This is a genomic window from Rugamonas rubra (genome assembly GCF_900114705.1).
Taxonomy (GTDB): domain Bacteria; phylum Pseudomonadota; class Gammaproteobacteria; order Burkholderiales; family Burkholderiaceae_D; genus Rugamonas; species Rugamonas rubra.
In genome coordinates, this window is sequence record NZ_FOTW01000006.1 from 76,407 (window position 1) to 102,487 (window position 26,081).

At 67.2% G+C, this 26,081-nt stretch carries 26 protein-coding genes and 1 pseudogene; 16 read left to right on the top strand and 11 right to left on the bottom strand.

The window, feature by feature from the left end:
• Window positions 1-21 precede the first annotated feature (21 nt).
• Window positions 22-504, bottom strand: coding sequence for a GNAT family N-acetyltransferase (locus BM252_RS04795; protein ID WP_174900422.1), 483 nt, complete (start codon window positions 502-504; stop codon window positions 22-24).
• Window positions 479-790 carry a type II toxin-antitoxin system TacA family antitoxin gene (locus BM252_RS04800; RefSeq protein WP_093384406.1) on the bottom strand — a complete coding sequence of 104 codons (312 nt, stop codon included), beginning with the start codon at window positions 788-790 and terminating at the stop codon, window positions 479-481. Before BM252_RS04800 ends, BM252_RS04795 begins: the two co-directional genes overlap by 26 nt.
• Window positions 791-957: 167 nt before the next feature.
• Here BM252_RS04800 and BM252_RS04805 point away from each other — a divergent pair, with 167 nt between their 5' ends.
• On the top strand, window positions 958-2,031 hold the full coding sequence (locus BM252_RS04805) for a patatin-like phospholipase family protein (protein ID WP_093384409.1): 1,074 nt from the start codon (window positions 958-960) through the stop codon (window positions 2,029-2,031).
• Window positions 2,032-2,117: 86 nt separating this feature from the next.
• Here BM252_RS04805 and hemW read toward each other — a convergent pair whose 3' ends face one another.
• The 5 genes from hemW to BM252_RS04830 all read right to left on the bottom strand — a co-directional run bounded on the left by hemW (window position 2,118) and on the right by BM252_RS04830 (window position 6,938).
• Window positions 2,118-3,380 carry a radical SAM family heme chaperone HemW gene (hemW, locus tag BM252_RS04810; protein ID WP_093384412.1) on the bottom strand — a complete coding sequence of 421 codons (1,263 nt, stop codon included), beginning with the start codon at window positions 3,378-3,380 and terminating at the stop codon, window positions 2,118-2,120.
• Window positions 3,377-3,961 (bottom strand): RdgB/HAM1 family non-canonical purine NTP pyrophosphatase, encoded by a 585-nt coding sequence (rdgB, locus tag BM252_RS04815; RefSeq protein ID WP_093384415.1) that lies wholly within the window; start codon window positions 3,959-3,961, stop codon window positions 3,377-3,379. Before rdgB ends, hemW begins: the two co-directional genes overlap by 4 nt.
• Window positions 3,962-4,174: 213 nt before the next feature.
• A complete protein-coding gene (rph, locus tag BM252_RS04820) occupies window positions 4,175-4,906 on the bottom strand; it encodes a ribonuclease PH (protein ID WP_093384418.1) in 732 nt (243 codons plus the stop codon).
• Window positions 4,896-5,873, bottom strand: coding sequence for a PP2C family protein-serine/threonine phosphatase (locus BM252_RS04825; protein ID WP_093384420.1), 978 nt, complete (start codon window positions 5,871-5,873; stop codon window positions 4,896-4,898). Before BM252_RS04825 ends, rph begins: the two co-directional genes overlap by 11 nt.
• 30 nt (window positions 5,874-5,903) lie before the next feature.
• Window positions 5,904-6,938 carry a serine/threonine protein kinase gene (locus tag BM252_RS04830; protein ID WP_093384423.1) on the bottom strand — a complete coding sequence of 345 codons (1,035 nt, stop codon included), beginning with the start codon at window positions 6,936-6,938 and terminating at the stop codon, window positions 5,904-5,906.
• Between the two features lie 88 nt (window positions 6,939-7,026).
• On the opposite strand from BM252_RS04830, the gene BM252_RS04835 reads away from it, so the two are divergent.
• Complete coding sequence (locus BM252_RS04835) at window positions 7,027-7,917, top strand: YicC/YloC family endoribonuclease (protein ID WP_093384425.1); 891 nt, start codon at window positions 7,027-7,029, stop codon at window positions 7,915-7,917.
• Between the two features lie 152 nt (window positions 7,918-8,069).
• On the opposite strand, the gene BM252_RS04840 is transcribed toward BM252_RS04835, so the two are convergent.
• Together BM252_RS04840 and BM252_RS04845 are read right to left on the bottom strand one after the other, a co-directional pair.
• The gene (locus BM252_RS04840) at window positions 8,070-8,483 is read right to left on the bottom strand and encodes a type II toxin-antitoxin system VapC family toxin (protein WP_093384428.1); all 414 of its coding nucleotides are present in this window, start codon (window positions 8,481-8,483) and stop codon (window positions 8,070-8,072) included.
• 9 nt (window positions 8,484-8,492) lie between these two features.
• Window positions 8,493-8,750, bottom strand: a complete 258-nt coding sequence (locus BM252_RS04845) for a type II toxin-antitoxin system Phd/YefM family antitoxin (RefSeq protein ID WP_093384431.1) — start codon at window positions 8,748-8,750, stop codon at window positions 8,493-8,495.
• Window positions 8,751-8,930: 180 nt separating this feature from the next.
• Here BM252_RS04845 and gmk point away from each other — a divergent pair, with 180 nt between their 5' ends.
• The 3 genes from gmk (at window position 8,931) to BM252_RS04860 (ending at window position 12,211) form a co-directional block, all read left to right on the top strand.
• Window positions 8,931-9,569, top strand: a complete 639-nt coding sequence (gmk, locus tag BM252_RS04850; protein ID WP_093384434.1) for a guanylate kinase — start codon at window positions 8,931-8,933, stop codon at window positions 9,567-9,569.
• Between the two features lie 26 nt (window positions 9,570-9,595).
• Window positions 9,596-9,799: a DNA-directed RNA polymerase subunit omega gene (gene rpoZ / locus BM252_RS04855; RefSeq protein WP_091874733.1), complete on the top strand. Its 204-nt coding sequence runs from the start codon at window positions 9,596-9,598 to the stop codon at window positions 9,797-9,799.
• 108 nt (window positions 9,800-9,907) lie between these two features.
• Complete coding sequence (locus tag BM252_RS04860) at window positions 9,908-12,211, top strand: RelA/SpoT family protein (protein ID WP_174900423.1); 2,304 nt, start codon at window positions 9,908-9,910, stop codon at window positions 12,209-12,211.
• Window positions 12,212-12,240: 29 nt separating this feature from the next.
• Here BM252_RS04860 and BM252_RS04865 read toward each other — a convergent pair whose 3' ends face one another.
• Both BM252_RS04865 and greB read right to left on the bottom strand, forming a co-directional pair.
• On the bottom strand, window positions 12,241-12,915 hold the full coding sequence (locus BM252_RS04865) for a transposase (RefSeq protein WP_093384436.1): 675 nt from the start codon (window positions 12,913-12,915) through the stop codon (window positions 12,241-12,243).
• 200 nt (window positions 12,916-13,115) lie between these two features.
• A complete protein-coding gene (gene greB / locus BM252_RS04870) occupies window positions 13,116-13,682 on the bottom strand; it encodes a transcription elongation factor GreB (RefSeq protein ID WP_093384439.1) in 567 nt (188 codons plus the stop codon).
• A gap of 105 nt (window positions 13,683-13,787) precedes the next feature.
• On the opposite strand from greB, the gene BM252_RS04875 reads away from it, so the two are divergent.
• The 11 genes and pseudogenes from BM252_RS04875 to BM252_RS04925 form a co-directional block, all read left to right on the top strand.
• The gene (locus BM252_RS04875) at window positions 13,788-14,348 is read left to right on the top strand and encodes a hypothetical protein (protein WP_093384442.1); all 561 of its coding nucleotides are present in this window, start codon (window positions 13,788-13,790) and stop codon (window positions 14,346-14,348) included.
• Window positions 14,349-14,370: 22 nt separating this feature from the next.
• Window positions 14,371-15,543 carry a sensor histidine kinase gene (locus BM252_RS04880; protein ID WP_093384444.1) on the top strand — a complete coding sequence of 391 codons (1,173 nt, stop codon included), beginning with the start codon at window positions 14,371-14,373 and terminating at the stop codon, window positions 15,541-15,543.
• Window positions 15,544-15,571: 28 nt separating this feature from the next.
• Window positions 15,572-16,219, top strand: a complete 648-nt coding sequence (locus BM252_RS04885; RefSeq protein ID WP_093384447.1) for a response regulator — start codon at window positions 15,572-15,574, stop codon at window positions 16,217-16,219.
• Window positions 16,220-16,417: 198 nt separating this feature from the next.
• Window positions 16,418-18,001, top strand: coding sequence for a GGDEF domain-containing protein (locus BM252_RS04890; RefSeq protein ID WP_093385134.1), 1,584 nt, complete (start codon window positions 16,418-16,420; stop codon window positions 17,999-18,001).
• Window positions 18,002-18,328: 327 nt separating this feature from the next.
• Window positions 18,329-19,897 (top strand): flagellin N-terminal helical domain-containing protein, encoded by a 1,569-nt coding sequence (locus tag BM252_RS04895; RefSeq protein WP_093384450.1) that lies wholly within the window; start codon window positions 18,329-18,331, stop codon window positions 19,895-19,897.
• Window positions 19,898-19,984: 87 nt separating this feature from the next.
• Window positions 19,985-20,362, top strand: a complete 378-nt coding sequence (locus BM252_RS04900) for a flagellar protein FlaG (RefSeq protein ID WP_093384452.1) — start codon at window positions 19,985-19,987, stop codon at window positions 20,360-20,362.
• Window positions 20,363-20,618: 256 nt separating this feature from the next.
• Window positions 20,619-23,300, top strand: a complete 2,682-nt coding sequence (fliD, locus tag BM252_RS04905; RefSeq protein WP_093384455.1) for a flagellar filament capping protein FliD — start codon at window positions 20,619-20,621, stop codon at window positions 23,298-23,300.
• Between the two features lie 18 nt (window positions 23,301-23,318).
• The gene (fliS, locus tag BM252_RS04910) at window positions 23,319-23,759 is read left to right on the top strand and encodes a flagellar export chaperone FliS (RefSeq protein WP_093384458.1); all 441 of its coding nucleotides are present in this window, start codon (window positions 23,319-23,321) and stop codon (window positions 23,757-23,759) included.
• Between the two features lie 6 nt (window positions 23,760-23,765).
• Entirely contained in the window at window positions 23,766-24,092 is a 327-nt protein-coding gene (locus tag BM252_RS04915) for a flagellar protein FliT (protein WP_342742458.1), read from the top strand.
• Between the two features lie 8 nt (window positions 24,093-24,100).
• Window positions 24,101-25,654, top strand: coding sequence for a flagellar hook-length control protein FliK (fliK, locus tag BM252_RS04920; RefSeq protein WP_093384464.1), 1,554 nt, complete (start codon window positions 24,101-24,103; stop codon window positions 25,652-25,654).
• Window positions 25,644-25,949, top strand: a pseudogene (locus BM252_RS04925) (EscU/YscU/HrcU family type III secretion system export apparatus switch protein); the annotation flags it as partial. The gene fliK and the pseudogene BM252_RS04925, both read left to right, overlap by 11 nt.
• Window positions 25,950-26,081 lie beyond the last annotated feature (132 nt).

Below are 26,081 nucleotides of genomic sequence, written 5' to 3' on the forward strand. Positions count from 1 at the left end.
GAGCGCCGTGAGTATTTCACATTATCCAGGGATGTGCGTGATCGGTATCACAAGAATCAAAGGATTGGATGGGAATGGTGTGAAGCCATATTTCTGGTAGAAGCTCGACGCTCCGCCGTCCTTGGCGTCAACGAACAACGCAAAGCCCCCTACTTCGTCCGCGACAGCCTTGGCTTTTGCCATCGCTGCCATCAACAATGTTGCTCCGTGCCCGTTTCCTTTGTGCGTTTCGGAAACTGCCAGACGTCCCAAGGTAAAGCCGGGAATCGTGTTTGGCAGACGCTTGACCAAACTTGCCGGCATGTCGCCCTTGGGTGTCATTGGGCGAATTGCCATTGTGAAAAAACCTATGATGGCCGTGGGGTCTTCGTCGTTCGTTAATACATACGTCTTGGATATATTCTTGCTTTGGTGTTGCCTTGCCATCGTTTGCAGATAGTGATCAAGCTCCGGCTTACCACAGGTGAAGCGATTCACTTCATGCGCTGCGTCCAGAGCGGACAATGAGTGTGCCATTTTCCACCTTGGTTTTATACTGTGCGAAGGCCTTCGCTAGCGCCGGGTTGGGCGATGGCGGGGAGTCAAGCAGATTTATTAACATGGCAGCATCTTCACGGGTGTAGCGGATCGTGTGTTCTCGCTCGATCACCCTATTCGCTTCTTTTAGTGCAGCTTGAACCAAGAACTGATTCAGCGTAGCCCCCGTCAAGTCTGCCGCCTCTTGGAGTTTCTCTGCTATTGGGCTAGAAACTCTGGCCGTAATACGGCCTCTTTCTTCCGTCGCACTCATGTTTTAAGCCTTTCGGTTGCTAGCGATACTCGACGAGGCCATGCTAGCACACTGGTGCCATTTTGTCGCCAAGCGATGGAAACCAAGAAGGATGTTGAACGAGGGCTGTTCACGCGGGACCCGATCAACGATACTCTGCCCAACAAAACCGCAATCTCCTCATATCAATGGACTCCCCCATCACCATCCGCCTCGGCGCCCGCGCCCGCGCCCGCATCGCCGCCGAGGGCCTGCGCGCGGCCGACGTGGCCATCGTGCCGGCCGCCGCCGGCGGCCCCAAGGGCCTGATCCTGCACGGCATCGACTGCTGGCTGTTCGGCGACTGGCTCAAGCGCGCGCCGCGCCAACGCCGCCTGGTCGGCGCCTCGATCGGCGCCTGGCGCATGGCCGCCGCCGCCTGCGCCGACCCGGTCGCCGCGCAGCGCCGCCTGGCCCGCCTGTACACCGCCCAGCGCTACCCGGCCAAGGTCGACGCGGCCTACGTCAGCCGCACCTGCCGCGCCCTGCTCGACGAGCTGTTCGACGGCCGCGCCGCCGAGCCGCTCAACCATCCCCAGCACCACCTGTCCGTGCTGACGGTGCGCGGCGCCGGCGCGCTGGCCCGCGCCAACGGCGCGCGCTGGCGCGAGACGGCCGGCTTCCTGCTGGCGGCCGCCAACAACCTGCTGGCGCGCTCGCGCCTGGCGGCGTCGATGCAGCGCGTGGTGTTCCACGACCGCCGCGACGACGCCGCCTGGCTGCGCCGGGATTTCGACGCCTTCGCCGCCCACTTCGTCGGCCTGTCCGAGGCCAACCTGCGCGACGCCCTGCTGGCCTCCGGCTCGATCCCGCTGCTGCTCGAGGCGGTGGTCGGCATCGCCGGCGCGCCGCCCGGCGCCTACTGGGACGGCGGCCTGATCGACTACCACCTGCACCTGCCCTACCAACGCGACCCCGGCCTGGTGCTGTATCCCCACTTCGCCGACCACATCGTGCCCGGTTGGCTGGACAAGTCGCTGCCCTGGCGCCGCGCCCGCGACGCCGCGCTCGACAACGTCATACTGGTGTCGCCGTCGCCGAGCTTCCTCGCCACCCTGCCCAACGGCAAAATGCCGGACCGGCGCGACTTCAAGTTCTACGGCCAGGACCACGCCGCCCGCATGCGCGACTGGGGCCGCGCCATCGCCGAGAGCGAGCGCCTGGCCGAGGCCTGCGCGCGCTGGGCCGAGCGGCCCGATCTGCGCCTGGCGGCGGCTTTCTAACTCATCCCAATCCGGCGGCGGGCGCCGCACGGACGGCAAAAGGGCAGGCGCGCGGCCTGCCCTTTTTTTGCTTCGCCCTGCGCGGCTCAACCGCCCAGGAACATCTGCTGCAGGTCGTTGAGGAAGCGCTGCCCCAGCTCGGTCGGCCGGATGGTCTTGTGGTCGCGGTACAGCAGGCCCCTGGCTTCGGCGGCGTTGAGCTGCTGCTCGATGGCGTTGATGCCCATGCCGGTGCGCTCGGCGAACAGGTTGGCGTCGAAGCCGGCGTGCAGGCGCAGCGTGTTGAGCATGAACTCGAAGCCCATGTCGTCGCGGCCGATCTCGTACTCCTCCTGCACCGGATTGCCGGCGCGTACCGCGTCCATATAGGACTTGGGCTGCTTGTAGCGCGCCTGGCGCAGCACCCGGTGCGGGAAGGAGATCTTCGAGTGCGCCCCGGCGCCGATACCGAGGTAGTCGCCGAACTCCCAATAGTTCAGGTTGTGGCGCGCGCGCCGGCCCGGCTGGGCGTAGGCCGACACCTCGTACTGGCCGTAGCCGCGCGCCGCCGTCATCTGCGCGATCAGGTCCTGCATGTCGGCGCTGGCGTCGTCGTCGGGCAGCGCCGGCGGGTACTTGGCGAACACCGTGTTCGGCTCCATCGTCAGGTGGTACAGCGACAGGTGCGGCGGCTGGAAGGCCATCGCCGTCTCCAAATCGGCCTGCGCCTCGGCCAGCGTCTGCGACGGCAGCGCGTACATCAGGTCGAGGTTGAAGTTGTCGAAATTGGCCTGCGCGATCTCGACGGCGCGGCGCGCCTCCTTGTCGTCGTGGATGCGGCCCAGCGCCTGCAGGTGGCGGCCGTTGAAGCTCTGGATGCCGATCGACAGGCGGTTGACGCCGCTGGCGCGGTAGGACTTGAACTTCTCCGCCTCGAAGGTGCCGGGGTTGGCCTCCATGGTGATCTCGACGTCGCCGTCGAGCGGCAGCAGGGTGCGCACGTCCGACAACAGCCGGTCCAGGCCGGCCGCCGACATCAGGCTGGGCGTGCCGCCGCCGATGAAGATGGTGTAGATCTTGCGGCCCCAGATCAGCGGCAGCGCCATCTCCAGGTCGGCGCGCACAGCGTCGAGGTACTCGGTTTCGGGGAAGGGGCCGCCCTTGGCCTCGTGCGAGTTGAAGTCGCAGTACGGGCACTTCTTCACGCACCAGGGGAAGTGGATGTACAGCGACAGCGGCGGCAGCGCCGTCAAGTTCAGCGTGCCCGGCTGCAGGTACTTGAGGGCCACGCCGGCCGCGTCGGAGATGTCCGCCGCCGGCCGGGCCGGCGCCGTCTTGGTCGGCGCGCCGAGCACTTTAATCGGGATCATCGCAGCTTCTCGACCAGCGCGCGCAGCGCCTGGCCACGGTGCGACAGGGCGTTCTTCTCGTCGGCGCTCAGTTCGGCGGCGCACTTGCCCAGCGCCGGGATGTAGAAGTGCGGGTCGTAGCCGAAGCCCCCGTCGCCGCGCGGCGTGGCGACCATCTCGCCGTTCCAGCGGCCATCGGCGATAACCGGCTGCGGGTCGTCGGCGTGGCGCACGAACACCAGCACGCAGTAGTAGTAGGCCGACTTGTCGGCGTGGCCGGCCAGGTCGGCGATCATCTTCGCGTTGTTGCGGGCGTCCGACTTGGGCTCGCCGGCGAAGCGCGCCGAGTACACGCCGGGCGCGCCGCCCAGCGCGTTGACGCAGACGCCGGAGTCGTCGGCCAGCGCCGGCAGGCCGGTCAGGCGCGCCGCGTGGCGGGCCTTCTGCAGCGCGTTCTCGACGAAGGTGTGGAAGGGTTCGTCCGCTTCGGGCACGTCGTACTCGCCCTGGGCGTGGACGGAAAAGCCGACGGTCGACAGCAGCTCGTTGAATTCCTTGAGCTTGCCCGCGTTGTTGGAGGCGAGGATGAGGCGTTGGGTCATGGGTGTTCCGGCAAAAAGAGGGCTGCCCGGGCCGCGCGGGGTGAAACGGCGCGGCGGGCGGTTGGGGTGCCGACATTGTAAACCTTTTGCCGGGGCGGCGCCCAACCCCGCCACCCCAGGCCGGGGTCGCGCCGCTGCCGCGGGGTTGGGGTCAGACCCCGTACAGGGTCTGACCCCGCCTTGCCCGGGGTACGCCCGCCGCCCCAAAAAACCTCAAGCCAGGCCGAGCGCCTGCTTCTGCAGCTTGATCAGGTCGGCGATGCCGCCCTGCGCCAGGTCGAGCAGGCGGTCCATGCCGGCGCGGTCGAAGGCGGCGCCCTCGGCGGTGCCCTGCACTTCGATGAAGTGGCCGGCGTCGGTCATCACCACGTTCATGTCGGTGTCGCAGCCGGAGTCCTCGACGTAGTCCAGGTCCAGCACCGGCATGCCCTTGTAGACGCCGACCGAGATGGCGGCGACGAAGTGCTTCAGCGGGATGGCCGGAACGGCGCCGCGCGCCACCAGCTGGGAAAAGGCGTCGTAGGCGGCGACCATGGCGCCGGTGATCGAGGCGGTGCGGGTGCCGCCGTCGGCCTGGATGACGTCACAGTCCAGGTGCAGGGTGCGCTCGCCGAAGGCCTCCAGGTCGAAAGCGGCGCGCAGCGAACGGCCGATCAGGCGCTGGATCTCCTGGGTGCGGCCGGACTGCTTGCCGCGCGCCGCCTCGCGGTCCATGCGGGTGTGGGTCGAGCGTGGCAGCATGCCGTACTCGGCCGTCAGCCAGCCCTGCCCCTTGCCCTTCAGGAAGCCGGGCACCTTGTCCTCGATGCTGGCGGTGCAGATCACCTTGGTGTCGCCGCACTCGATCAGCACCGAGCCCTCGGCGTGCTTGGTGTACTGGCGGGTCAGGCGCAGGCTGCGCAGGGCATCGACGGCGCGGCCGCTGGGACGGGATTCAAAGGTCATTATTGTCTTTTCGTGTCAGTAGGTTGGTGGATTTTTCGATCGCCGCGCGGATCTCCGCGATGGCTTTTTCGATCTCGGCGTCGTTGAAGGCGTCGAACTCGGGGACGGCGGCGTCGGCCTCGGCCACGCCGAGGATGGTGGTGCCGCCCTGGTCCTCGGCCAGCGTCTCGGTGGAGATCACGCTCGACATGTGCTCGGCCGGCAGGCTGGCCGCGCCGCTGGTCAGCGGGGCGCCCTGCCACATGATGGCCAGCGCGGTGACGTTGTCGCTGCCGGCGCCGGCCGTGGCCAGCGCCGCCCGCAGCATCTCGGGCACGGCGCGCACCACGGTCTGCCCGCTCAGGCGGCGTGCCATTTCGTCGTCCGGCAGCATAGACCACAAACCGTCGGAGCACAATAACATCAGGTCGCCCGGCAGCAGGCTGGCCGGCCGCGACAGCTCGATGCGCGGCAGCTGGGCCGCCCCCAGGCAGTTGTAGAGCTTGTTGCGGTCGGGGTGGGTGGCGCGCTCGGACGGCGCCGCCAGGCCCTTGGCGATCAGGTTTTCGATATGCGAGTGGTCGCGCGTGCGCGCCAGGATCTGGCCGCCGCGCAGCCAGTACAGGCGCGAGTCGCCGCAATGCGCCCAGGTCGCCGTGTTGTGCTGCACCAGACAGGCCACCACGGTGGTGCGCGGCGTGTCGGGCAACTGGTGGGCCAGGCTGTAGCGGTGGATCTCCTGGTGCGCCTCGAGCAGCGCCTGTTCGAGGAAGCGCTCCGGCTTCTTCACGTACGGCTTGGCCTGCTGCTGGAACAGCGCGGAGACGGCCTGCAGGGTCAGGCCGGCGGCCACCTCGCCGAGCAGGTGGCCGCCCATGCCGTCGGCCAGCACCAGCAGCAGGGCGTCGCGGGTGTAGCTGTAGCCCATGCGGTCCTGGTTGACCTTGCGGCCGCCGATCTGGCTTTCCTGGTAGACGGAGAATTGCATGGGGCGGGCCTTCGCGGTTGGGGGGCAGGACTACAGCGTGTTGGGCGGCGCCGGCGCCGGCCCGGCCCGGCGCAGCAGGCCGAGGCGGCGCAGCCAGCCGCGCCAGCCGAAGCGCGCCGCCGCGTCCGCCGCCGGCCCCGCACCGGCCGCCGCCGCCGCGCCGGCCGCGCCCGCCGTGGCGGCCGGCGCCTGCTGCAACAGCTTCTGCAGCGCGAACAGGCTTTGCGGCCGCGCCAGCGGGTCGAGCTGCAGGCACCAGCGCACCAGCTTGACCAGTTCGGCCGAGTAGGCGCCGTCGAGCTTGAGGAAGTGCTGCTCCATCTTGTCGTCGAGGCGGCGCTGGTCGGCCGGCTGCGGCGGCGAGCCGACCATGCAAGCGAACATCGAGGCGCCGATGCTGTACACGTCCGACCACGGCCCCAACCCACCGGCCCTGGCGTACAGCTCGGGCGGGGCGAAACCGGGCGTGTACATCGGCGTCAGCGCGGGCAGGTCGTTGTTGAGGGTCTGGCGCGCCGCGCCGAAGTCGAGCAGCATCGGCGTGCCGTCGTTGCGCAGGTAGATGTTGGCCGGTTTCAGGTCCAGGTGCAGCAACTGGTTGGCGTGCACCTCGCGCAGGCCCTTGAGCACCTGGACGAAAATCTGCCGGATGAAGGCCTCGCCCAGCTTGCCGCCCTTGGCGCGCTGGCGCTGGATCTGCTCCTGCAGCGAGTGGCCGGACTCGTAGGCCATGACCATGTAGACGGTCTCGTTGGCGCGGAAGAAGTTGAGCACGCGCACCACGTTGGGGTGGGCGATGCGCGCCAGCGCCCGGCCCTCCTCGAAGAAGCACTTCAGGCCGATGCGGAACACCGGCAGGTGCGGCTTGGCGATGAGCGGCACCAGCTGGCCCGGCTGGCGCAGCGCCAGCGAGCTGGGCAGGTATTCCTTGATCGCCACCGCGTTGCCGTCGGCGTCGTAGGCCAGGTAAACAATACTGAACCCGCCGGACGCAATTTTCTTTACAATGCGGTATCCAGCAATTTCCAGACCATCGGGCAACGGGGCGTTGTTTTGAGCAGCCATAGTCTTCCTCGCCTCAACAGGTCGATTGTGTGGATAAATCACTGTTTTGTAAAGATTAAATCGGGGACATCCATTGAGCATTTCCAGCATGACAGGCTACGCGGTTGCCACCAGCGAAAGCGCGGCGGGGACACTGACGATTGAAATCAAGAGCGTGAACTCGCGCTTTCTCGACCTTCAGTTTCGAATAAACGACGATTTGCGCGCGCTCGAGCCCGATTTGCGCGCCGCCGTCATGGCCGCCATCACCCGTGGCAAGGTCGAATTGCGCCTCAGTTTCGGCCGCAAGGCCGCCACCGCCGGCACCCAGGCGCTGAACCTGCCGCTGTTGACGGAGTTGCAACGCCTGCAGCTCGAGGTCGGCCAGCACTTCGCCGGCGCGCCGGTGATGACGGTGGCCGAGCTGCTGCGCTGGCCCGGCGTGATCGAGGAGGCGCAGATCGGCCAGGAGTCGCTGCAGGCCGACGTCGCCGCCCTCACCGCCCGCACCGTGGCCGCCTTCGTCACCAGCCGCCAGCGCGAGGGCGCGGCGCTGGAGGCCATGCTGACCTCGCGCATCGACGCCATGGACGTCATCGTCAAGCGCATCACGCCGCTGATCCCGCAGGTGGTGTCGGCCTTCCAGCAGAAGGCCGTCGAGCGTATGCAGGACGCGCTGGGCCTGGCCTGCCAGGGCTCGAACTCGGCGCTGTCGCGCCAGGACGCGCTCGAGCGCATCCGCCAGGAGGTGATCCTGTACGGCATCCGCATCGACGTGGCCGAGGAGCTGGGCCGCCTGTCGGCCCACTTGAACGAGACCCGCCACATCCTGAAAAAGGGCGGCCAGGTCGGCAAGCGCCTCGACTTCATGATGCAGGAACTCAACCGCGAGGCCAACACGCTGGGCGCCAAGGCCTCCGTCAAGGAACTGGCCGACGCCTCGATGGAACTGAAGCTGCTGATCGAGCAGATGCGCGAGCAGGTGCAGAACCTGGAATAAGCCGCGCCGGCCGGCGCCACGATAACCGGGAAATTGCACGATAACGGAGCTGGTGTTATCGTGCACATACCTTGTTATCGAGCGCATGTTGTCGAGCGCAGCCGCCGTGCCCACTCTCGCCGCCGTCAAGCACCACCTGCATAGAATACTGGTCAGCCGGGTTTCTGGTCGAAGGGATTCAATAGCTTAACGTCGAAGTGTTTGAAGTCACCGACATTGCGCGTCACCACAGTAAGCTCATGCTGCATTGCCGTCGCCGCGATCATGGCATCCTCATACAGGGTATCGGAGCGCCCGTGCATGAGGCGCGCCCAGAGGCGAAAAGTTTCCGCTTCCATCGGCAGCACATTGTAGTCCGCCGAAATCATATCGGCCCATTGCTCAATTTCCACAGCCTTGGCGGCATCCCGACGACGAGTCAACTCTATGCCGGCTTGAATCTCACCCAAGCTCACCGCCGACAAGTACAAATCCCCCTCCGCCACCGAGCCCATCCACGCAACGACAGCGCCGTGCGGCCGACGCCGGCGTAATTCCGAAATGACATTGGTATCGAGCAGAAACACGCAGCTAGACTATCGAACAGGCTTGACAGCTCTACGCCGCGCCACTGCCCGAGGTGGTACCAACGAGTCCGTGCGCGCCAAATCCGACAGAAGCAACTCCTTCAACGATGGTTTGGCGCCACCTTGCAAACGCCGCCATTGGTCCGCCGACACCAGCACGGCCGCTTCGGCGCCACGCCGGGTCACCATCTGCGGGCCGTCCGCCAGACAGGCGTCAAGAAATTCGCCGAAACGCGCTTCGGCGTCTTGCACAGGCCAAGTTCTCATGAGTATCCCCCTTCAGCTAGGTACCTGACTAGTCTAGCACCGGGCGGCGGGAATTCCGCCGAATCGACGCGATCTTGCTTGGCCGCAAAGCGTTGCTTTTGGTAAAATACGCCTTTGGGCGACGCACAGCGGTATTATTCGAGCATAGCGCGCTGCCCGCCCACGTTTCGAAGGATTAACATGACCCAAGCCAACGCCTTCTCCGGCAGCCTGTTCATGGTGGTGGCCCCGTCCGGCGCCGGCAAGTCGACCCTGGTCAACGCGCTGCTGGCGCAGGAGCCGGCCATCAAGCTGTCGATCTCGACCACCACCCGCGCGCCCCGTCCGGGCGAGACCCACGGCAAGCAGTACTACTTCACCAGCGCCGAGGACTTCGTCGCCCGCGCCGCCGCCGGCGAGTTCCTCGAATGGGCCGAGGTGCACGGCAACTACTACGGCACCTCGCGCATCATGGTCGAGCAGCAGATGAAGACCGGCACCGACATCCTGCTGGAAATCGATTGGCAGGGCGCCCGCCAGGTGAAAAAGCAGTTCCCGCAGGCGGCCGGCATCTTCATCCTGCCGCCCTCGATCGCCGCGCTGGAGGAGCGCCTGAACAAGCGCGCCACCGACGAACCGCACGTGATCACGCGGCGCCTGCTGGCGGCCGGCGGCGAAATCGCCCACGCTCCGGAGTTCGAGTATGCTATCATCAACGAAGAATTTTCGGTCGCCCTGTCGGAGCTGAGCGCGATCGTCCGAGCGGCCCGTTGCCGGTTTGCGCAACAAGCGGCCCGCAACGCCTCGCTGTTCGCCCAGTTGGGCATCCACGCTGAATAAAAAAACACCACGCTAGAGGAATCAAGATGGCCCGTATTACTATTGAAGATTGTCTGAAAACCATTCCAAACCGCTTCCAGCTGACCCTGGCCGCCACCTACCGCGCGCGCCAACTGCTGCAAGGCCACACCCCGAAGGTCGAGGCCAAGGACAAGCCGACCGTGGTCGCCCTGCGCGAAATCGCCGCCGGCAAGGTCGGCATTGAAATGTTGAAAAAGGTTCCAATGTAAGTTGGGAACCTGCGTTCCCCGGCAGTGAGCATGGCGCGGTAGTTCAGGCACCAATTGTAAAATTTTTGACATTCGCACTGCGTCACACTGCGACGGACCGCACCCTGTATGAACCTGAATCCCGCCGACCTTCCCTCCAGCGGCAAGCCCGCCACGCGGGCCAACAGCCCGGCCAACGCGCCGGGCGCCGCCGCGTCCGGCGCGGGCACTAACGGCGCCTCCGGCGCCGGCATCGTCTCGGCCTCGCCGCTGGCGACCCCCACCCTGAACGCCGGCGTCGCCTCGGTGACCCATCTGCGCGAGAAGCTGGCCGAGTACCTCAGCCCGGCCGACCTGCAAAAGGTCAAGGAGGCCTACCGCTTCTCCGACGAGATGCACCTGGGCCAGGTGCGCAAGTCGGGCGAACCCTACATCTCCCACCCGATCGCCGTCGCCGAGATCTGCGCCGACTGGAAGCTCGACGCCCAGGCCATCATGGCGGCCCTGCTGCACGACGTGATGGAGGACCAGGACGTCAAGAAGGACGAGCTGATCGAGCGCTTCGGCGCCCCCGTCGCCAGCCTGGTCGACGGCCTGTCCAAGCTCGAGAAGATCGAGTTCCAGAGCCAGATCGAGGCGCAGGCGGAGAACTTCCGCAAGATGCTGCTGGCCATGGCCTCGGACGTGCGCGTCATCCTGATCAAGCTGGCCGACCGCCTGCACAACATGCGCACCCTCGAGGTGATGGCGCCGGCCAAGAAGGCGCGCATCGCCAGCGAGACCATGGAGGTGTACGTGCCGATCGCCCACCGGCTCGGCCTCAACAACATCTACCGCGAGCTGCAGGACCTGTCCTTCTCGCACCTCTACCCGATGCGCTACCGCACCCTGGCCAAGGCGGTCAAGGCGGCGCGCGGCAACCGCCGCGAGGTGGTCAAGAAGATCCTCGAGTCGGTCAAGAGCACGCTGGCGATGGCCAACATCGAGGCCGAGGTGTACGGCCGCGAGAAGACCCTGTACGGCATCTACCGCAAGATGCGCGGCAAGCACCTGTCGTTCTCGCAGGTGCTCGACGTGTACGGCTTCCGCGTCGTCGTCGACAGCTTCCCCAACTGCTACGTCGCGCTGGGCACCCTGCACTCGCTGTACAAGCCGATGCCGGGCAAGTTCAAGGACTACATCGCGATCCGCAAGCTGAACGGCTACCAGTCGCTGCACACCACCCTGATCGGCCCCTACGGCACGCCGGTCGAGTTCCAGATCCGCACCCAGGACATGCACCGCACCGCCGAGTCCGGCGTGGCGGCCCACTGGTTGTACAAGAACGGCGAGTCCAACCTGAGCGACCTGCAGCAGCGCACCCACGCCTGGCTGCAGTCGCTGCTCGACATCCAGCAGCAGACCGGCGACTCGGCCGAGTTCCTCGAACACGTCAAGGTCGACCTGTTCCCCGACTCGGTCTACGTGTTCACGCCGAAGTCGAAGATCATCGCCCTGCCGCGCGGCGCCACCCCGGTCGACTTCGCCTACTCGATCCACACCGGGATCGGCGACCACACGGTGTCGGTCAACATCAACGGCGAAGCGGCCTCGCTGCGCACCGAGCTGCGCAACGGCGACATCGTCGAGATCGTCACCGACGCGAACTCGCGGCCCAGTCCGACCTGGCTGTCCTTCGTGCGCACCGGCAAGGCGCGCTCGGCCATCCGCCACCACCTGCGCACCATCAACCTGCCCGAGTCGATCGTGCTGGGCCAGCAGCTGCTGGCGCAGGCGCTGACCACGCTGGGGCTGAACCCGGTGATGGAGGAGCAGCTGATCGAGCGCCTGCTCAACGAGTCGAGCGCCAAGTCGCTCGACGAGCTGTTCGCCGACATCGGCATCGGCAAGCGCATGGCGGCGCTGGTGGCGCGCCACATCTTCGGCCTGATCGGCGGCGAGTCGGCCAGCGCGCCGATCGACCACAACAGCGCCGCCGAGCTCGACCCGGTGACCATCTGCGGCAGCGAGGGCGTCTCGGTGCAGCTGGCGCAGTGCTGCCTGCCGATCCCCGGCGACCAGATCATCGGCCAGCTGCGCCGCGACCAGGGCCTGCAGGTGCACACCACCGACTGCACCCTGGCCAAGCGGCAGAAGGCCAAGGAGCCGGACCGCTGGATCGCCGTCAAGTGGGGCACCGAGCTGAACCGCCGCTTCGACAGCCGCATCAAGCTGTTGATCAACAACGAGAAGGGCATCCTGGCCCGCGTCGCCGCCGAGATCGGCGAGTCCGACGCCAACATCACCTACGTCGGCATGGACGAGGACAAGGAACACGTGTTGCACCAGCTGCGCTTCACCATCCAGGTGAAGGATCGGGTGCACCTGGCCGGCCTGCTGCGCAACGTGCGCCGCGTGGTCGGCGTCAACCGCATCCTGCGCGAGCGCAGCTAGGGCGAACTGCTGGCGGATCGAGGGATCGCTCACATAGGGTCAGACCCTAGGGTCTGACCCTGTTTTCGTACAGCGGCGGCGCGCGTCATGAACGCCTGGTCTCCCCAAGCAAAGTCGCTGTTCGTTGCCAAGCGCAGATCGTCTATCCGCTTTTGCTTGGACGGGCTTCCAAACAAGGCTCGATATGCTTGCCGTCGCTGACCAGCATCACTGGCCAGGCCCAGGTAGAGCGGATGCGGAGTGAGAATCGGATCACCATGCCCTTCGGCGTTGCCACGATAGCTGGACCATCGGTAGCGCGCCGGATCGGACACCAAGTGCGCGCGCACCGGATTTAATTCGATGTAGCGTTGGCACTGCATCAAGTAGCCGTCTTCCTGCACCAGGCAAGACTTGTATCTCCCCTCCCATAGCGTCCCTGTGCGCTGATAGCGTCGATTCACATGATGGGTGAAGTATTGTCCAAGCATTTTCATCAGCGCGCCCGGCGCAGCAACATTTGACGCGGACAACAGCAAATGAATGTGGTTGCTCATCAAGACATAGGCGTGCACCCGGCATTCGGAGCGCCCCGCCAGCTCTTCCAGCCAATCAAGGTAGGCCAGGTAGTCCGCATCGGCAAAGAAACATTGCTGCCGGTTGTTTCCTCGTTGAATGATGTGCAGCGGGACATCGGGCAACACGAGGCGGGCGCGGCGCGGCATGGCGGCATTCCTAGCTGGTCGGAACGGCCAGTATGGCTAGCACCTGCCGCCATGCCCTGACGTGTCGCAAGGCGTGGCGAACTTGGTCGTGGCGTAGGCGCAAAGAATAGGATGAAGTGGAAAAGACTCGCCGTGCGGAACCCGCCGCCAGCAGTGCGCCAGGGTCAGACCCTAGGGTCTGACCCTCGTTTTCCCCGCCACTATTCCCCGGCAGGCGCCGGGTAGCTCACTTCGAGGATCTCCATCTCCTCGACGCCGTGCGGCGCCTGGAAGCTGACAAGGTCGCCCTCGCGCGCCTTGGTCAGCGCGCGCGCCACCGGCGCCACCCAGCTGATCTTGCCCTTCAGCGGGTCGAGCTCGTCGATGCCGACGATGGTGATGGTGCGCGTTTCGCCGTCCTGGTTGCTGTAGGTGACGGTGGCGCCGAAGAACACCTGGTCGCTGCCGTGGTGCACGCTGGGGTCGACGATGGCGGCCAGGTCCATGCGCTTGGTGAGGAAGCGGATGCGCCGGTCGATCTCGCGCAGGCGCCGCTTGCCGTAGATGTAGTCGCCGTTCTCCGAGCGGTCGCCGTTGGAGGCGGCCCAGTGGACGATGCGCACCACCTCGGGCCGCGCCACGTCGATCAGCTCGAGCAGCTCGTCCTTGATGCGCTGGTAGCCGGCCGGCGTGATGTAGTTTTTCGAGCCCGGCGGGATGGCCAGGGCCAGCGCCGCGGCCTCGTCGTCGTCGTCCTGGTCGGACTCTTTCACGAATGCTTTGTTCATCTCTCCATTGTAGCGGCTGGCGCCGGCCGACGCCGCCCTGTTTGCGTCGCAGGGGCGGCTTTTTCACGTATCATCGAGCCATCCCGGCCGCCCGGCCACTCACCGATGACACTATTGCATTCGCTCAGGCGCCTCCTCTCCGCCCCGCTGGTCTACCTGGCCGCCATCGTCCTGCTGGGCGAGGACTGGCTGTGGCGCGCCGGCGCGCGCCTGAACGCCCTGCTGGCCCGCCTGGCGCCGCTGGCCGCGCTGGAGCGCCGCGTCGCCGCGCTCGGCCCGCGCGCGGCGATGGCGCTGTTCCTGCTGCCGGCCCTGGCGCTGCTGCCGGTCAAGCTGCTGGCCCTGTTGGCCATCGCCCGCGGCCACTCCGCCTGGGGCGTCGCCGTCATCGTGCTGGCCAAGCTGGTCGGCGCGGCGGCGGTGGCGCGGCTCTACACGCTGACCCTGCCGGCGCTGCGCCGCCTGGCCTGGTTCGCCGCCCTGCTCGACTGGTTCCTGCCGCGCAAGGCCGCCTGGATCGCCCGGCTGCGCGCCAGCCCCGCCTGGCGCCGCGTCGCCCGCGCCACCGCCGCCCTGCGCCGCCCCGTCGCCGTCCTGCTCAAACGCCTGCTGCGCCGCCTGCGCCTGCGCCTGGCGGCGCGCCGGCGCGCCCGCCACGGCCCCTGACACCCCACCACCACACTATTTTATGCACAGCACCCTCCCCCCCGGCCGCGAACCGGCCGCCCTGGCGGCCGAACTGGAACAGGTCCAGTCGCGCTTCAACGCCATCGTCTCCAACACCCCCGGCCTGGTCTACCAGTTCGCCGTCGACGCCGCCGGCGCCGTCTCCTTCCCCTACCTGAGCGACGGCTGCCAGGCCCTGCTCGGCCTGACCGCCGCCGAGCTGGCCGCCGAGCCGGCCCGCTTCCTGCAGCTGATCCTGGCCGACGACCGCAAGTCCTACCTCGACTCGATGCAGGCCTCGGCCGCCGCGCTGTGGAGCTGGAACTGGGAGGGCCGCATCTGGGTCGAGGCCTGGAAGGACGTCAAATGGATCAACCTGCGCTCGACCCCGCGCGCGCTGGCCGACGGCAGCGTGCAATGGGAGGGCATCATGACCAACATCACCGAGAGCCGGCTCGAGCAGCTCGAGGTGCGCCAGTCGCGCGCCCGGCTGGCCGAGCTGACCGCCCACATCGAGCGCGTCAAGGAGCAGGAGCGCACCCGCATCGCGCGCGAGATCCACGACGACCTGGGCGGCAACCTGACCGCCATCAAGATGGCGCTGGCCATGCTGGCGCGGCGCCTGCCGGCCGACGACGCCGCCCTGCAGGAGAAGGCCGGCTACCTCGACGCCCTGGTCGACCGCACCATCGACGCGGTGCACCGCATCTCGCTCGACCTGCGCCCCTCGATGCTCGACCTGGGCATCGTCGCCGCGCTGGCCTGGCAGAGCCGCGAGTTCGAGAAGCAGGCCGGGCTGCACTGCAGCTTCAGCGCCAACCAGAAGGAGATCGACCTCGACCTGGACCAGGCCACCGCCCTGTTCCGCATCTTCCAGGAGGCGCTGACCAACATCGCCAAGCACGCCAAGGCCAGCCGGGTCACCGTCAAGCTGGCCCAGACGCGCCACTACGTCAGCCTGAAGATCAGCGACAACGGCGGCGGCATCTGGCAGGCCGACCGCGCCAAACCGCACTCCTTCGGCATCCGCGGCATGGTCGAGCGGGCCAATGCGCTGGGCGGCACATTGACGCTGAGCCACGCGGTGGGCGGCGGCACTGTTGTCGCCATTAAAATAAAACGCGAAAGCGCGCGCGAATCGCTCATCGCCGCCGCCGCCGGGGCTACAATAGCAAGTATTGCTCCACCGAAATAGTGACGACCCAACACATGACGATTCAACCATGACCGACAAAGCCCTCATCAAGGTGTTCATCGCCGACGACCACGCCATCGTGCGCGAGGGCCTCAAGCAGATCCTGGCCGAGACGCGCGACATCGTCGTCGCCGGCGAGGCCGAGAACGGCCTCGACGCCATCAAGCTGTTCCGCAAGTCGGAGTGCCAGGTGATGCTGCTCGACATCTCCATGCCCGACCGCAGCGGCATCGAGGTGCTCAAGCAGATCAAAAAGGAGAAGCCCGAGCTGGCCGTGCTGATGCTGTCGATGCACCGCGAGGACCAGTACGCGATCCGCTCGCTCAAGGCCGGCGCGGCCGGCTACCTGACCAAGCAGAGCGCGCCCAAGGAGCTGGTGACGGCGATCCGCCAGGTGGCCGGCGGCCTCAAATACATCAGCGCCGCGCTGGCCCAGGAGCTGGCCAACCATGTCGGCGAGGACCACGAGGCGCCGCCGCACGACTGCCTGTCCGACCGCGAGTACCAGACCCTGACCATGATCGCCTCCGGCAAGACGGTGGGCGACATCGCCAAGGAATTGTCGCTGTCGGTCAAGACGGTCAGCGAGTACCGCGCCCGCCTGCTGGTCAAGATGAAGCTGAAGAACAGCGCCGAACTGACCCACTACGCCATCAAGAACCAGCTGATCGAGTAGGCGTTGCGCGGCCGATACTAGCAAAACACAAGTAAGTGGACGATTTGCGCGGTCGGTGTTTGTAAGATGATAAGATGGTGGTCGGCCTGGCAAGCCGCAAAGTGAGCTGCCTTCCCCCGCCTTATTGGCCGAATGGCCGGCCGGGGGCTCGCATATCATTGAGCTAGTCAGTAATCCCTTAAAGAGGCTGTGCGCACCATGTCGAACAAAACACCCCCGGCCGCCGCGGCCGAGCAGAACCCCGCCGATATCGCCCGCGAGGCCTTCCGCCGCCTGGCCGCCCACCGCATCGCGCCGACCCCGGAAGCCTACCGCGCCGCCTACTGCGAGATCGCCGGCATCGCCAACAGCGCCGACGAGGCCGCCGCGCCGCTGGGCGTGGCCGACCCCGGCCCGGAAAACCTGCTCGCCGAGTTCGCCACCCGCCTGAGCGAGACGCCGGGCGACCTGACCGACTTCGGCCGCCGCTTCAACCGCGCCGTCAAGGCGCGCGACTGGGACGGCTACGCCAAGGCGCTGTCGCAGCTGGTCGAGCGGCTGGCCAAGAAGCCCGGCGTGGAGAGCCTGGTGCCGGACGGCGAGCACACCCGCGTGCTGCGCGACCTGCTCAGCCGCACGCTGACCTTCGCCGTCGCCTCGCTGCTGACCGGCACGCCGGCCCTGGTGGCCGAGGCTGAGTCGCTCGGCGCCGCCACCAAGCAGGCCCACAGCGAGGAGGCGCTGGCCGAGATCGCGCTGCGCCTCAAGCAGCTGTGCTACCAGATCGAACTGAAAAGCGGCGACACGGCCGAGCAGCAGGAGCTGCTGCTGCGCCTGTTCAAGCTGCTGCTGGAGAACGTCAGCGAGCTGCTCGACGACGACAGCTGGCTGCGCGGCCAGATCGAGGCGGTGCAGAACCTGATCGCCGGGCCGATCGACCAGCGCGCGCTGGAGGAGGCCACGCGCAGCCTGAAGGACGTGATCTACAAGCAGAGCCAGCTCAAGCACAGCCTGAGCGACGTCAAGCTGACCGTCAAGAACATGATGATGACCTTCATCGACCGGCTCGGCCAGGTGGCCGCCTCGACCGGCGACTTCCACGAGAAGATCGGCGGCTACTCGGAGAAGATCAGCCGGGCCGACAACATCAACGAGCTCAACCAGATCCTCGACGAGGTGCTGCGCGAGACCCGCATCGTGCAGACAGAGGCGCTGCGCGCGCGCGACAAGATGGTGCTGGCGCGCCAGGAGGTGCAGGACGCCGAGCAGCGCATCCACGCGCTCGAGGCCAAGCTGCAGCATATGAGCGAGCTGGTGCGCGAGGACCAGCTGACCGGCAGCCTGAACCGGCGCGGCCTGGACGACGTGTTCGAGCGCGAGACGGCGCGCGCCGACCGCCGCGGCACGCCGCTGTGCATCGCCATGCTCGACCTGGACGACTTCAAGCGCCTCAACGACACCTATGGCCACATCGCCGGTGACGCGGCGTTGAAACACCTGGTGAAGATCGTCAAGGACACGCTGCGCTCGATGGACGTGATCGCCCGCTTCGGCGGCGAGGAGTTCCTCATCCTGCTGCCCGAGACCAGCGTCGAGGCGGCCTCGCAGACCATGACCCGGCTGCAGCGCGAGCTGACCAAGCACTTCTTCCTGCACGACAACGAGAAGGTGCTGATCACCTTCTCGGCCGGCGTGGCGCTGCGCCGCCCCAACGAGGACCAGGGCGAGCTGGTCAAGCGGGCCGACAAGGCCATGTACACGGCCAAGCAGACCGGCAAGAACCGCGTCGTCGTCGCCGACTAGCCGTCCGCGCCGCCGCCGTTGCCCCCGGGCCCGACCTTGTCGGGCCTTTTTTTCGTCCGCGCCGGGCGCGCGCCACCCAATCCGCAAGGAAATTAGGTCGAAAATATAATTATTTTCACCCTAAAGATCGGCCGCACGCGGTCGTTTAAGCGAACATGCCTGCCTGATGTTTAGCCCTTTGGAAAGAAATTTAGCAAGTTTTCCCCGTTAAGTTTTCCCGTGCGGCAACCGTTATCCATTACAACGGCGGTTTGAATGTCCCGGAATGTGGGGGCAGACCAAAGTGAACTGAGCAGCTAGCCCGAATCGAATACCTGGAGAAACATCATGGCACAAACCATCAACACCAATATTGCTTCGCTGAATTCGCAACGTAACCTGACCGGCTCCCAGTCCGCCCTGTCGACGTCGCTGCAACGCCTGTCGTCCGGTTTGCGCATCAACAGCGCAAAAGACGACGCCGCCGGCCTGGCCATCTCGGAACGCTTCACGTCGCAAATTCGCGGCAATACCCAGGCAGCGCGCAACGCCAACGACGGCATCTCGCTGGCGCAAACGGCCGAGGGTGGTTTGAGCACCGCCGGCGACCTGCTGCAACGTATCCGCGAACTGGCCGTGCAGTCGGCCAACGGCACCAACTCCGATTCCGACCGCAAGTCGATCCAGGGCGAGGTTTCGGCCCTGTCGCAGGAACTCGACCGCGTCGCCAACACCACCCAGTTCAACGGCCAGAACGTGCTGGACGGCTCGCTGACCTCGTCGCAGTTCCAGGTCGGCGCCAACGCCAACCAAACCATCAACGTCGGCGTCCAATCGGCCCGCGCCACCGACATCGGCAACAACTCGGTGAGCGCCTTGTATGGCAACACCGCGTCGAGCAGCTCAACCTCCACCGGCACCGCCGCCAACGCGATCACCGCCCAAACGCTGAGCTTCACCACCAACACCAGCAGCACTGCGACCGACGTCGCCGTGACGGCCGGCGAGAGCGCCAAGAAAATCGCCGCCGGCGTCAACGCGCTGACGTCGAAAACCGGCGTGACGGCCACCGCCACCACCACCGCGACACTGAGCGGCTTGGGCGGAATCGCCATCGCCGACGGTTCGGTCCAGCTCCAGTTGCGCGGCGACAACTCGGTCGAGAACGACGCGAACTCCTCCGCCGTGACGATTTCGGCCAACATCAAGGGCGGCGACCTGTCCGCGCTGGCCCAGGCGATCAACGCCCAGGTCGGCACCACCGGCATCAGCGCAGCGGTCAAGGTCGGCGATTCCGGCCAAAAAGAGATCCAACTGAGCAACTCGTCGGGCTCGGACATCCAGATCGGCAACACCAACTTCGCGACCAACGACTCGCTCGCCACCGCCGTCATGCGTGGCGCCGACAAGCCGGCCAACGGCTCCGTGGCTGCCGTCCGGGCGGCGGAATCGGCCGTCATTGGCGCCCCCGTCGCCGGCACACCGATCACCCCCGCCTATACAACCGTCGGCGGCCACCTGGACTTCTCGTCCGACAACGGCTTCTCCCTGTCGTCCGGCTCCACCGACATCGTCGCGACCGCCACCGGTTCGGACCTGCAATCGGTCTCCAAGCTCGACGTCAGCACCGTCGACGGTTCGAACAAGGCGCTGCGCACCATCGACGCGGCCCTGAACCAGATCAACAGCAACCGCGCGGCCCTCGGTGCGATCCAGAACCGTTTCGCCTCGACCATCTCGAACCTGAACACGACGACGGAGAACTTGTCCGCTTCGCGTAGCCGGATTCAAGACACCGACTTCGCCTCGGAAACGGCCAACCTGACGCGCGGCCAGATCCTGCAACAAGCCGGCACCGCGATGTTGGCCCAGGCCAACTCGCTGCCGAACGGCGTGCTGTCGCTGCTGCGTGGCTAATCCGGTGTGAGTTAGGAAAAACACATCGAATTCGACCGGTTCCCCGGCTGCCTCGCGCAGCCGGGGATTTTTCACAAAGGAAGCATCATGACTATCGACTCAATCGGTTCGGCCGCCCCGGCCAGGACGGCAGAGCGGCCACAGTTCGGCGCCGAGACGGCCGCCCTGCAGCAGGCCGGGCGCGCGCCCGCCACCGCGCTGGAGACGGCCGCCGCCGTCAAGGGCCCGGCGCCCACCCCCACGCTCGAACAGGTGACCCAAGCGGTATCGCAGCTGAACAAATCGTCGCAGGCCAAGTCGCAGGGCCTGGAGTTCTCCATCGACCAGGACAGCAAGCGCACCGTCGTCAAGGTGATCGACCAGACCACCAAGGAGGTGTTGCGCCAGATCCCCTCGCCCGAGGCGTTGGAGATCGCCAAGTCGCTCGACTCGACCAAGGGTTTGCTGATCAAGCAAACCGCCTGAGGCGGCGCGCCACGCGCGCGCCCGCCTTTTCCTCGCCCGACACCCCGGCGAGCGCTACCATCGTGTGTGAACGGCGCCCGCGCCGCGCCGCCCCCCTCCCCGCCACCGCCGCATCGGCGCCGCTGCCACCCGCATTTCCCGCACCGTTTGCCCGTTCTTTTGGGCGAACCATGAACAAGCCCGGCTTTCCCCCTCTCAAGTCGCCTTTGATTCTGCCGATAATGTCTTATATTGTTGTTTTACACAGGAGTTCATCGTGGGCATATCCTCACCCGGCATCGGATCGAATCTAAACGTCAACGAGATCATCACCAAGTTGATGGCGGTCGAGTCGGCGCCGCTGGCGACGATGGACAAGAAGGCGGCGTCCTACCTGACCAAGGTGACGTCCTTCGGCACCCTGTCCGGCGCGGTCGGCACCTTCCAGTCCTCGCTGGCGGGTCTGAGCTCGCTGTCGAGTTTCCAATCGCTCAGCAGCAACTCCAGCGACGTCAACGTCCTCACCGGCGCGGCCACCAGCAAGGCCCAGGCCGGCACCTACCGGGTCAACATCAGCCAGGTGGCGCAGGCGCAAACGCTGGCCTCGGGCGGCTACAAGACCAGCTCGGCGGCGATCGGCCTGGGCGGCAGCAACGTGATTAACATTTCCATGGGCACCGCCAGCGGCGGCACCTTCGGCTTGGCCGGCAACGCCCTCGGCAGCGGCGTGCTCAGCGGCGGCATCACGCCCGGCGCGCTGAGCATCAACAACACCGCCATCGCCACCGACGCCAGCACGCGCAGCGCCAAACTGCTGGCCGACGCCATCAACGCCAAGAGCGCCACCACGGGCGTGTCGGCCAAGGCCAGCGCCACCACCACCCGCGCCGACCTGTTCGGCGGCGCCGGCGCCAGCAGCTTCGGCAATGTCGACACCGGCGGCGGCGGCAGTTACGCCTTGACGGTGGGCGGCATCACGCTCGCCACCCAGGCCGCCGGCGTGGCCGGCGGCGCCGGCGTCACGGCCGCCAGCATCGACGCCGCGCTGACCGGCGACACCGCCGTCACCCGCGCCCTGGCCGACGCCAACCTGACCTTCAGCGGCCTCGCCGCCGACGGCACGCTGCGCTTCAGCAACGCCGACGGCTCGAACATCGCCGTCGTCGAGAACGTCACCGGCGCCGTCAGCGGCGGCATCAACAACAGCGGCAGCGCCAACAACGGCTCGACCGTCACCGCGATCAGCTCGATCTCGCTACAGTCGACCGACGGCAGCCAGATCAACGTGGGCGGCAGCAATCCGGCCGCCGCCGGCCTGACGGCCGGCATCGGCGGCGCCTACAGCGGCGCCACCTTCAGCCAGGACGGCACCCGCAGCAGCGGCAACATCGTTATCGACAACAAGAACAATACGCTGCAGGGCATCCGCGACGCCATCAACAAAAGCAATTTCGGCGTCACCGCCAGCATCGTCTCGGATGGCAGCACCGGCAGCAGTGCCACCCCCTTCCATCTGGTGCTGACCTCCAGCGCGACGGGCGCCACCTCGACGATGAAAATCACCGTCAGCGGCAGCGGCGGCGCGGCGGCCGACCCGGCGCTGGAAGATCTGCTCAGCTACGATCCGGCCGGCGTGCAGAAATTGAGCCAGAAGACGGCGGCCCAGGACACCCGCGCCAACGTCAACGGCATCGACGTGACCAGTTCCTCGTCGAGCATCACCGGCGCCATCGAAGGGGTGACGCTGAGCGCCCTCAAGACCGGCAGCGCCAGCCTGACGGTGGCCAAGGACACCTCCACCGTCAACACCTCGGTCAACGGCTTCGTCAAGGCCTACAACGAGTTGAACAACCAGATCAAACAGCTCAGCGGCTACGACGCCGACACCAAGTCCGGCGGCCCCCTGCTGGGCGACAGCACCATCCAGAACCTGCAGGCGCAAATGCGGCGCCAGATGTCGGGCGCGATCCAGGGCTTGAAAGGCAACCTGACCAACCTGTCGCAAATCGGCATCTCGTTCCAGAAGGATGGCAGCCTGACCCTCGACAGCGCCAAGCTGGGCAAGGCCGTCGCCAACAATTTCAGCGACATCGCCGGCTTGTTCGCCGCCGTCGGCAAGAGCAGCGACGACCAGATCAGCTTCGTCAGCTCGGCGGCCAAAACCCAGGCCGGCAACTACGCCATCGACATCACCACCCTGGCCACCCAGGCCACCCAGGTTGCCGACACGGCGGCGCCGGCCGACACGGTGATCGCCGCCGACACCGTGTGGACCGTCAAGCTCAACGACGTGGTGCCCAGCGTCACCACCAACACCGCATCGGTGCGGCTGGCGGCGGGCAACTACACGCCCGCCGCGCTGGCCACCATGCTGCAATCGGCGATCAACGGCGCCACCAATTTCAGCAACGCCGGCGCCACCGTGGCGGTCAAGGTGGACGACAACGGCAAGCTGTTGATTACCTCGAACCGCTACGGTTCGAAATCGAACATCAGCCTGACCAGCGACACCGGCACCGCCGTCGCCGATCTGTTCGGTGCCGGCGCGCCGGTCGACGGCGTCGATGTGGCCGGCACCATCGGCGGCTATGCGGCCAAGGGCGACGGCCAAACCCTGACCGGCCAGCCCGGCGCGCCGATCGACGGCCTGAAGCTGGAAGTAAAGGGCGAGGCCCTCGGCTCGCGCGGCAGCATCGGCTTCTCGCAGGGCTACGCCTACCAGCTCAACACGATGGCCAGCAGCTTCCTCGGCGCCAAGGGTTTGATCGCCAGCCGCACCTCCGGTCTGAACAAGAGCGTGCAGGACATCAGCAAGCAGAAGGAAAAATTCAACACCCGCCTGATCGATGTCGAGGCGCGCTACCGCAAGCAGTACACCGCGTTGGACAAGGCGATGGCCAGCCTGGGGACGACGCAGCAGTACCTGACGCAACAATTGGCGGCCATCGCCAAGAACTAATTTCACAGGAGACCAACAATGTTCGGATCCCGACAAACCGGCGTCAACGCCTATGCCAAGGTGGGCATGGAAACCGGCGTCGTCGCCGCCAGCCCGCACAAGCTGATCGTCATGCTGTTCGACGGCGCCGTGGTGGCCCTCAACCAGGCCCTGCTGAGCATGCGCGGCAACGACATCGAGGCCAAGGGCAAGTCGATCTCGAAGGCCATCATGATCATCGACAGCGGCCTGCGCGCCTCGCTCGACAAAAAAGCCGGCGGCGAGATCGCCGAGGGCCTCGACTCGCTCTACGAGTACATGAGCGCGCGCCTGCTGACGGCCAACCTGAAGAACGACACCGGCATCGTCGAGGAGGTGCGGCGCCTGCTGACCGAACTGCGCGACGCCTGGAACGCCATCGGCGACACCCCGGCCGCGACCGGCAAACACCCCCTTCCCACCACTCTCGCGAGCGCCTGACCCATGATGAACAACCAACAAGTGCTGAACGTGTACGGCGCCATGGCGCAACTGACCGAACAAATGCTGGCCGCCGCCCGGGGCAACGACTGGGACGGCCTGGTCTTGCTCGAGGAGCAATGCACGGCCCAGTTGCAACTGCTGACCGAACAGGAGCCGCGCGCGCCCATGCAAGGCGCCGAGCGCGAGCGCAAGATCGAACTGATCCGCCAGATGCTGACGGCCGACCGCCAGATCCGCGACCTGACCATGCCGTGGATGGCCCAGTTGTCCGCGCTGATCAACAACACCGGCACCGAGCGGCGCCTGGTCGACGCCTACGGCGGCGTCTAAGCGGCGCCATGCTGCCGCGCATCGACGCGCTGGTGACGCCGGCCGGCCCGGTCTCCCCCGTCACCCCGCTGGTGCCGGCCGGCGAGGGCCGCCAGGAGGAGTTCCAGCGCTCGCTGCAAACCCTGGTCGGCCAGTCGCTGCAGGGCCAGGTGCTGTCGCAGTACAAGGACGGCAGCTACCTGGTGCGGGTGGCCGGCAACGCCGCGCGCATGCAGTTGCCGGCCGGCGTGCAGGTCGGCGCCGAGGTGTCGCTGACCCTGCTGGCCGCCCAGCCGCGGCCGGTGTTCCAGTTCGGCGGCGAACACGCCCAGGGCGGCCAGACCGCGCTGGTGTACGCCCAGCCGCCGCCCGGCCGGGCACCGGCCGGCGGCGAGGCCGGCGGCCCGGGCGTCCTGCTGCCCTCGCAGGAAAACCACACCCCGCCCGGCGCCACGCCGCGCCCGCCGGCCGGCGCCAATCCGGCCGGCCAGCCGGCACTGCCGGGCGGCGCGGCGGCCGGCGGCGCCCCGGCGCCGCCGCCGGGCACCACGCCGGGCACGAGCGCCGGCGCCGCCTTGCCGGGCGCCGCCACGCCGCCGCCCCTCCCGAGCGGCGCCACGCCGGCGGCCGCGCCGGCCGGCGCGACGCTCCCGCCGCCCGCCGGCGCCGCACCGAACTCCGCCGCCAATCCGGCCGCCGCCCTGGCCACGGCCAACGCCAGCGCCAGCGCGACCCTGCTGGCGGCCGGCCTGCCGGCTGCCGCCGCGCCGGCCGCCGCCCGCCCGGCCCGCAGCCTGGCCGCCACCCTGCTGGGCCGCGCGCCGCTGACGCCGGCGGCCGACCTACCCGAACTCGACGCCGGCACCGAGCCGGCCACACTGAGCCAGACGGCGCGCGTGCTCACCAGCGTGCTGGGCACGGCCAACAGCGTGGCCGGCGCGTCGGCCGGCCTGGTCGGCCGCGCCGCCCTGGTGGCCAGCGGCGCGCCGCTGCCCGAGCAGCTGGCGCAGACGCTGCGCGAGACCATCGCCAACAGCGGCCTGTTCTATGAATCCCACGTCGCCGAATGGGTCAAGGGCCAGCGCACCCTGCCCGAGCTGATGCGCGAGCCGCAAATGCAGCGGCTGGCGCAGGGACTGGCGCAGGGCGGCGCCGAGACGGCCGCGCGCGCCGCCAACGCCGGCCCCGACTTGGCGGCGGCGCAAATGGTCAACCAGCAGTTGCACAGCCAGGAGCATGCCCGCGTGCAATGGCAGGGCGATGCCTGGCCCGGCCAGCCCATGCAATGGCACATCCAGCGCGAACAGCGCGAACAAGGCCAGCAGTCCGGCGGCCAGGACGACGGCGCCGCGCCGGAGCAGGTCTGGCGCAGCGGCGTGCGTTTCCGCTTCCCCCTGCTGGGCCAGGTCGAGGCCAGCGTGACGGTGGTCGGCGGCCAGATCCAGATCCAGGTGCAGACCGCCAGCGAGGAGTCGGCCGGCACCCTGCGCGCCTATGCCGAGCGGCTCGAAAGCGCCATGGCGGCGGCCGGTTCGCCGCTGTCCTCGCTGACCATCCGCGCCGGGGACCAGCATGACGGCTGACGACACGCCGCGCCGCCCGCTGCAACAGGCGGTGGCGCTGGCCTACCTGAGCGGGGCGCCGGCGCCGAAGGTGGTGGCCAAGGGGCGCGGCCTGATGGCCGAGCAGATCATCGACGTGGCCAACGAGCACGGCGTGTTCATCCACGAGTCGAAGGAGCTGGTGTCGCTGCTGATGGAGATCGACCTGGACCAACAGATCCCGCCCACGCTGTACCGCACGATTGCGGAACTGCTGGCCTGGCTATATCATATTGAAGCGGCGAAGAAGTCGGGCGCGCCCTTGCCGGCGGCGCCCTCGGGCGAGCCGGCGGCCGCGGCCGCCGAGCCGAGCAACACCCCGGAGAAGCCGGACGCGCCCGAACTGCGCTATTTGAACCCGGTGTTCAACAGCGCGCCCGGCGCCGCTCCGGCCTCAGACACAGACATT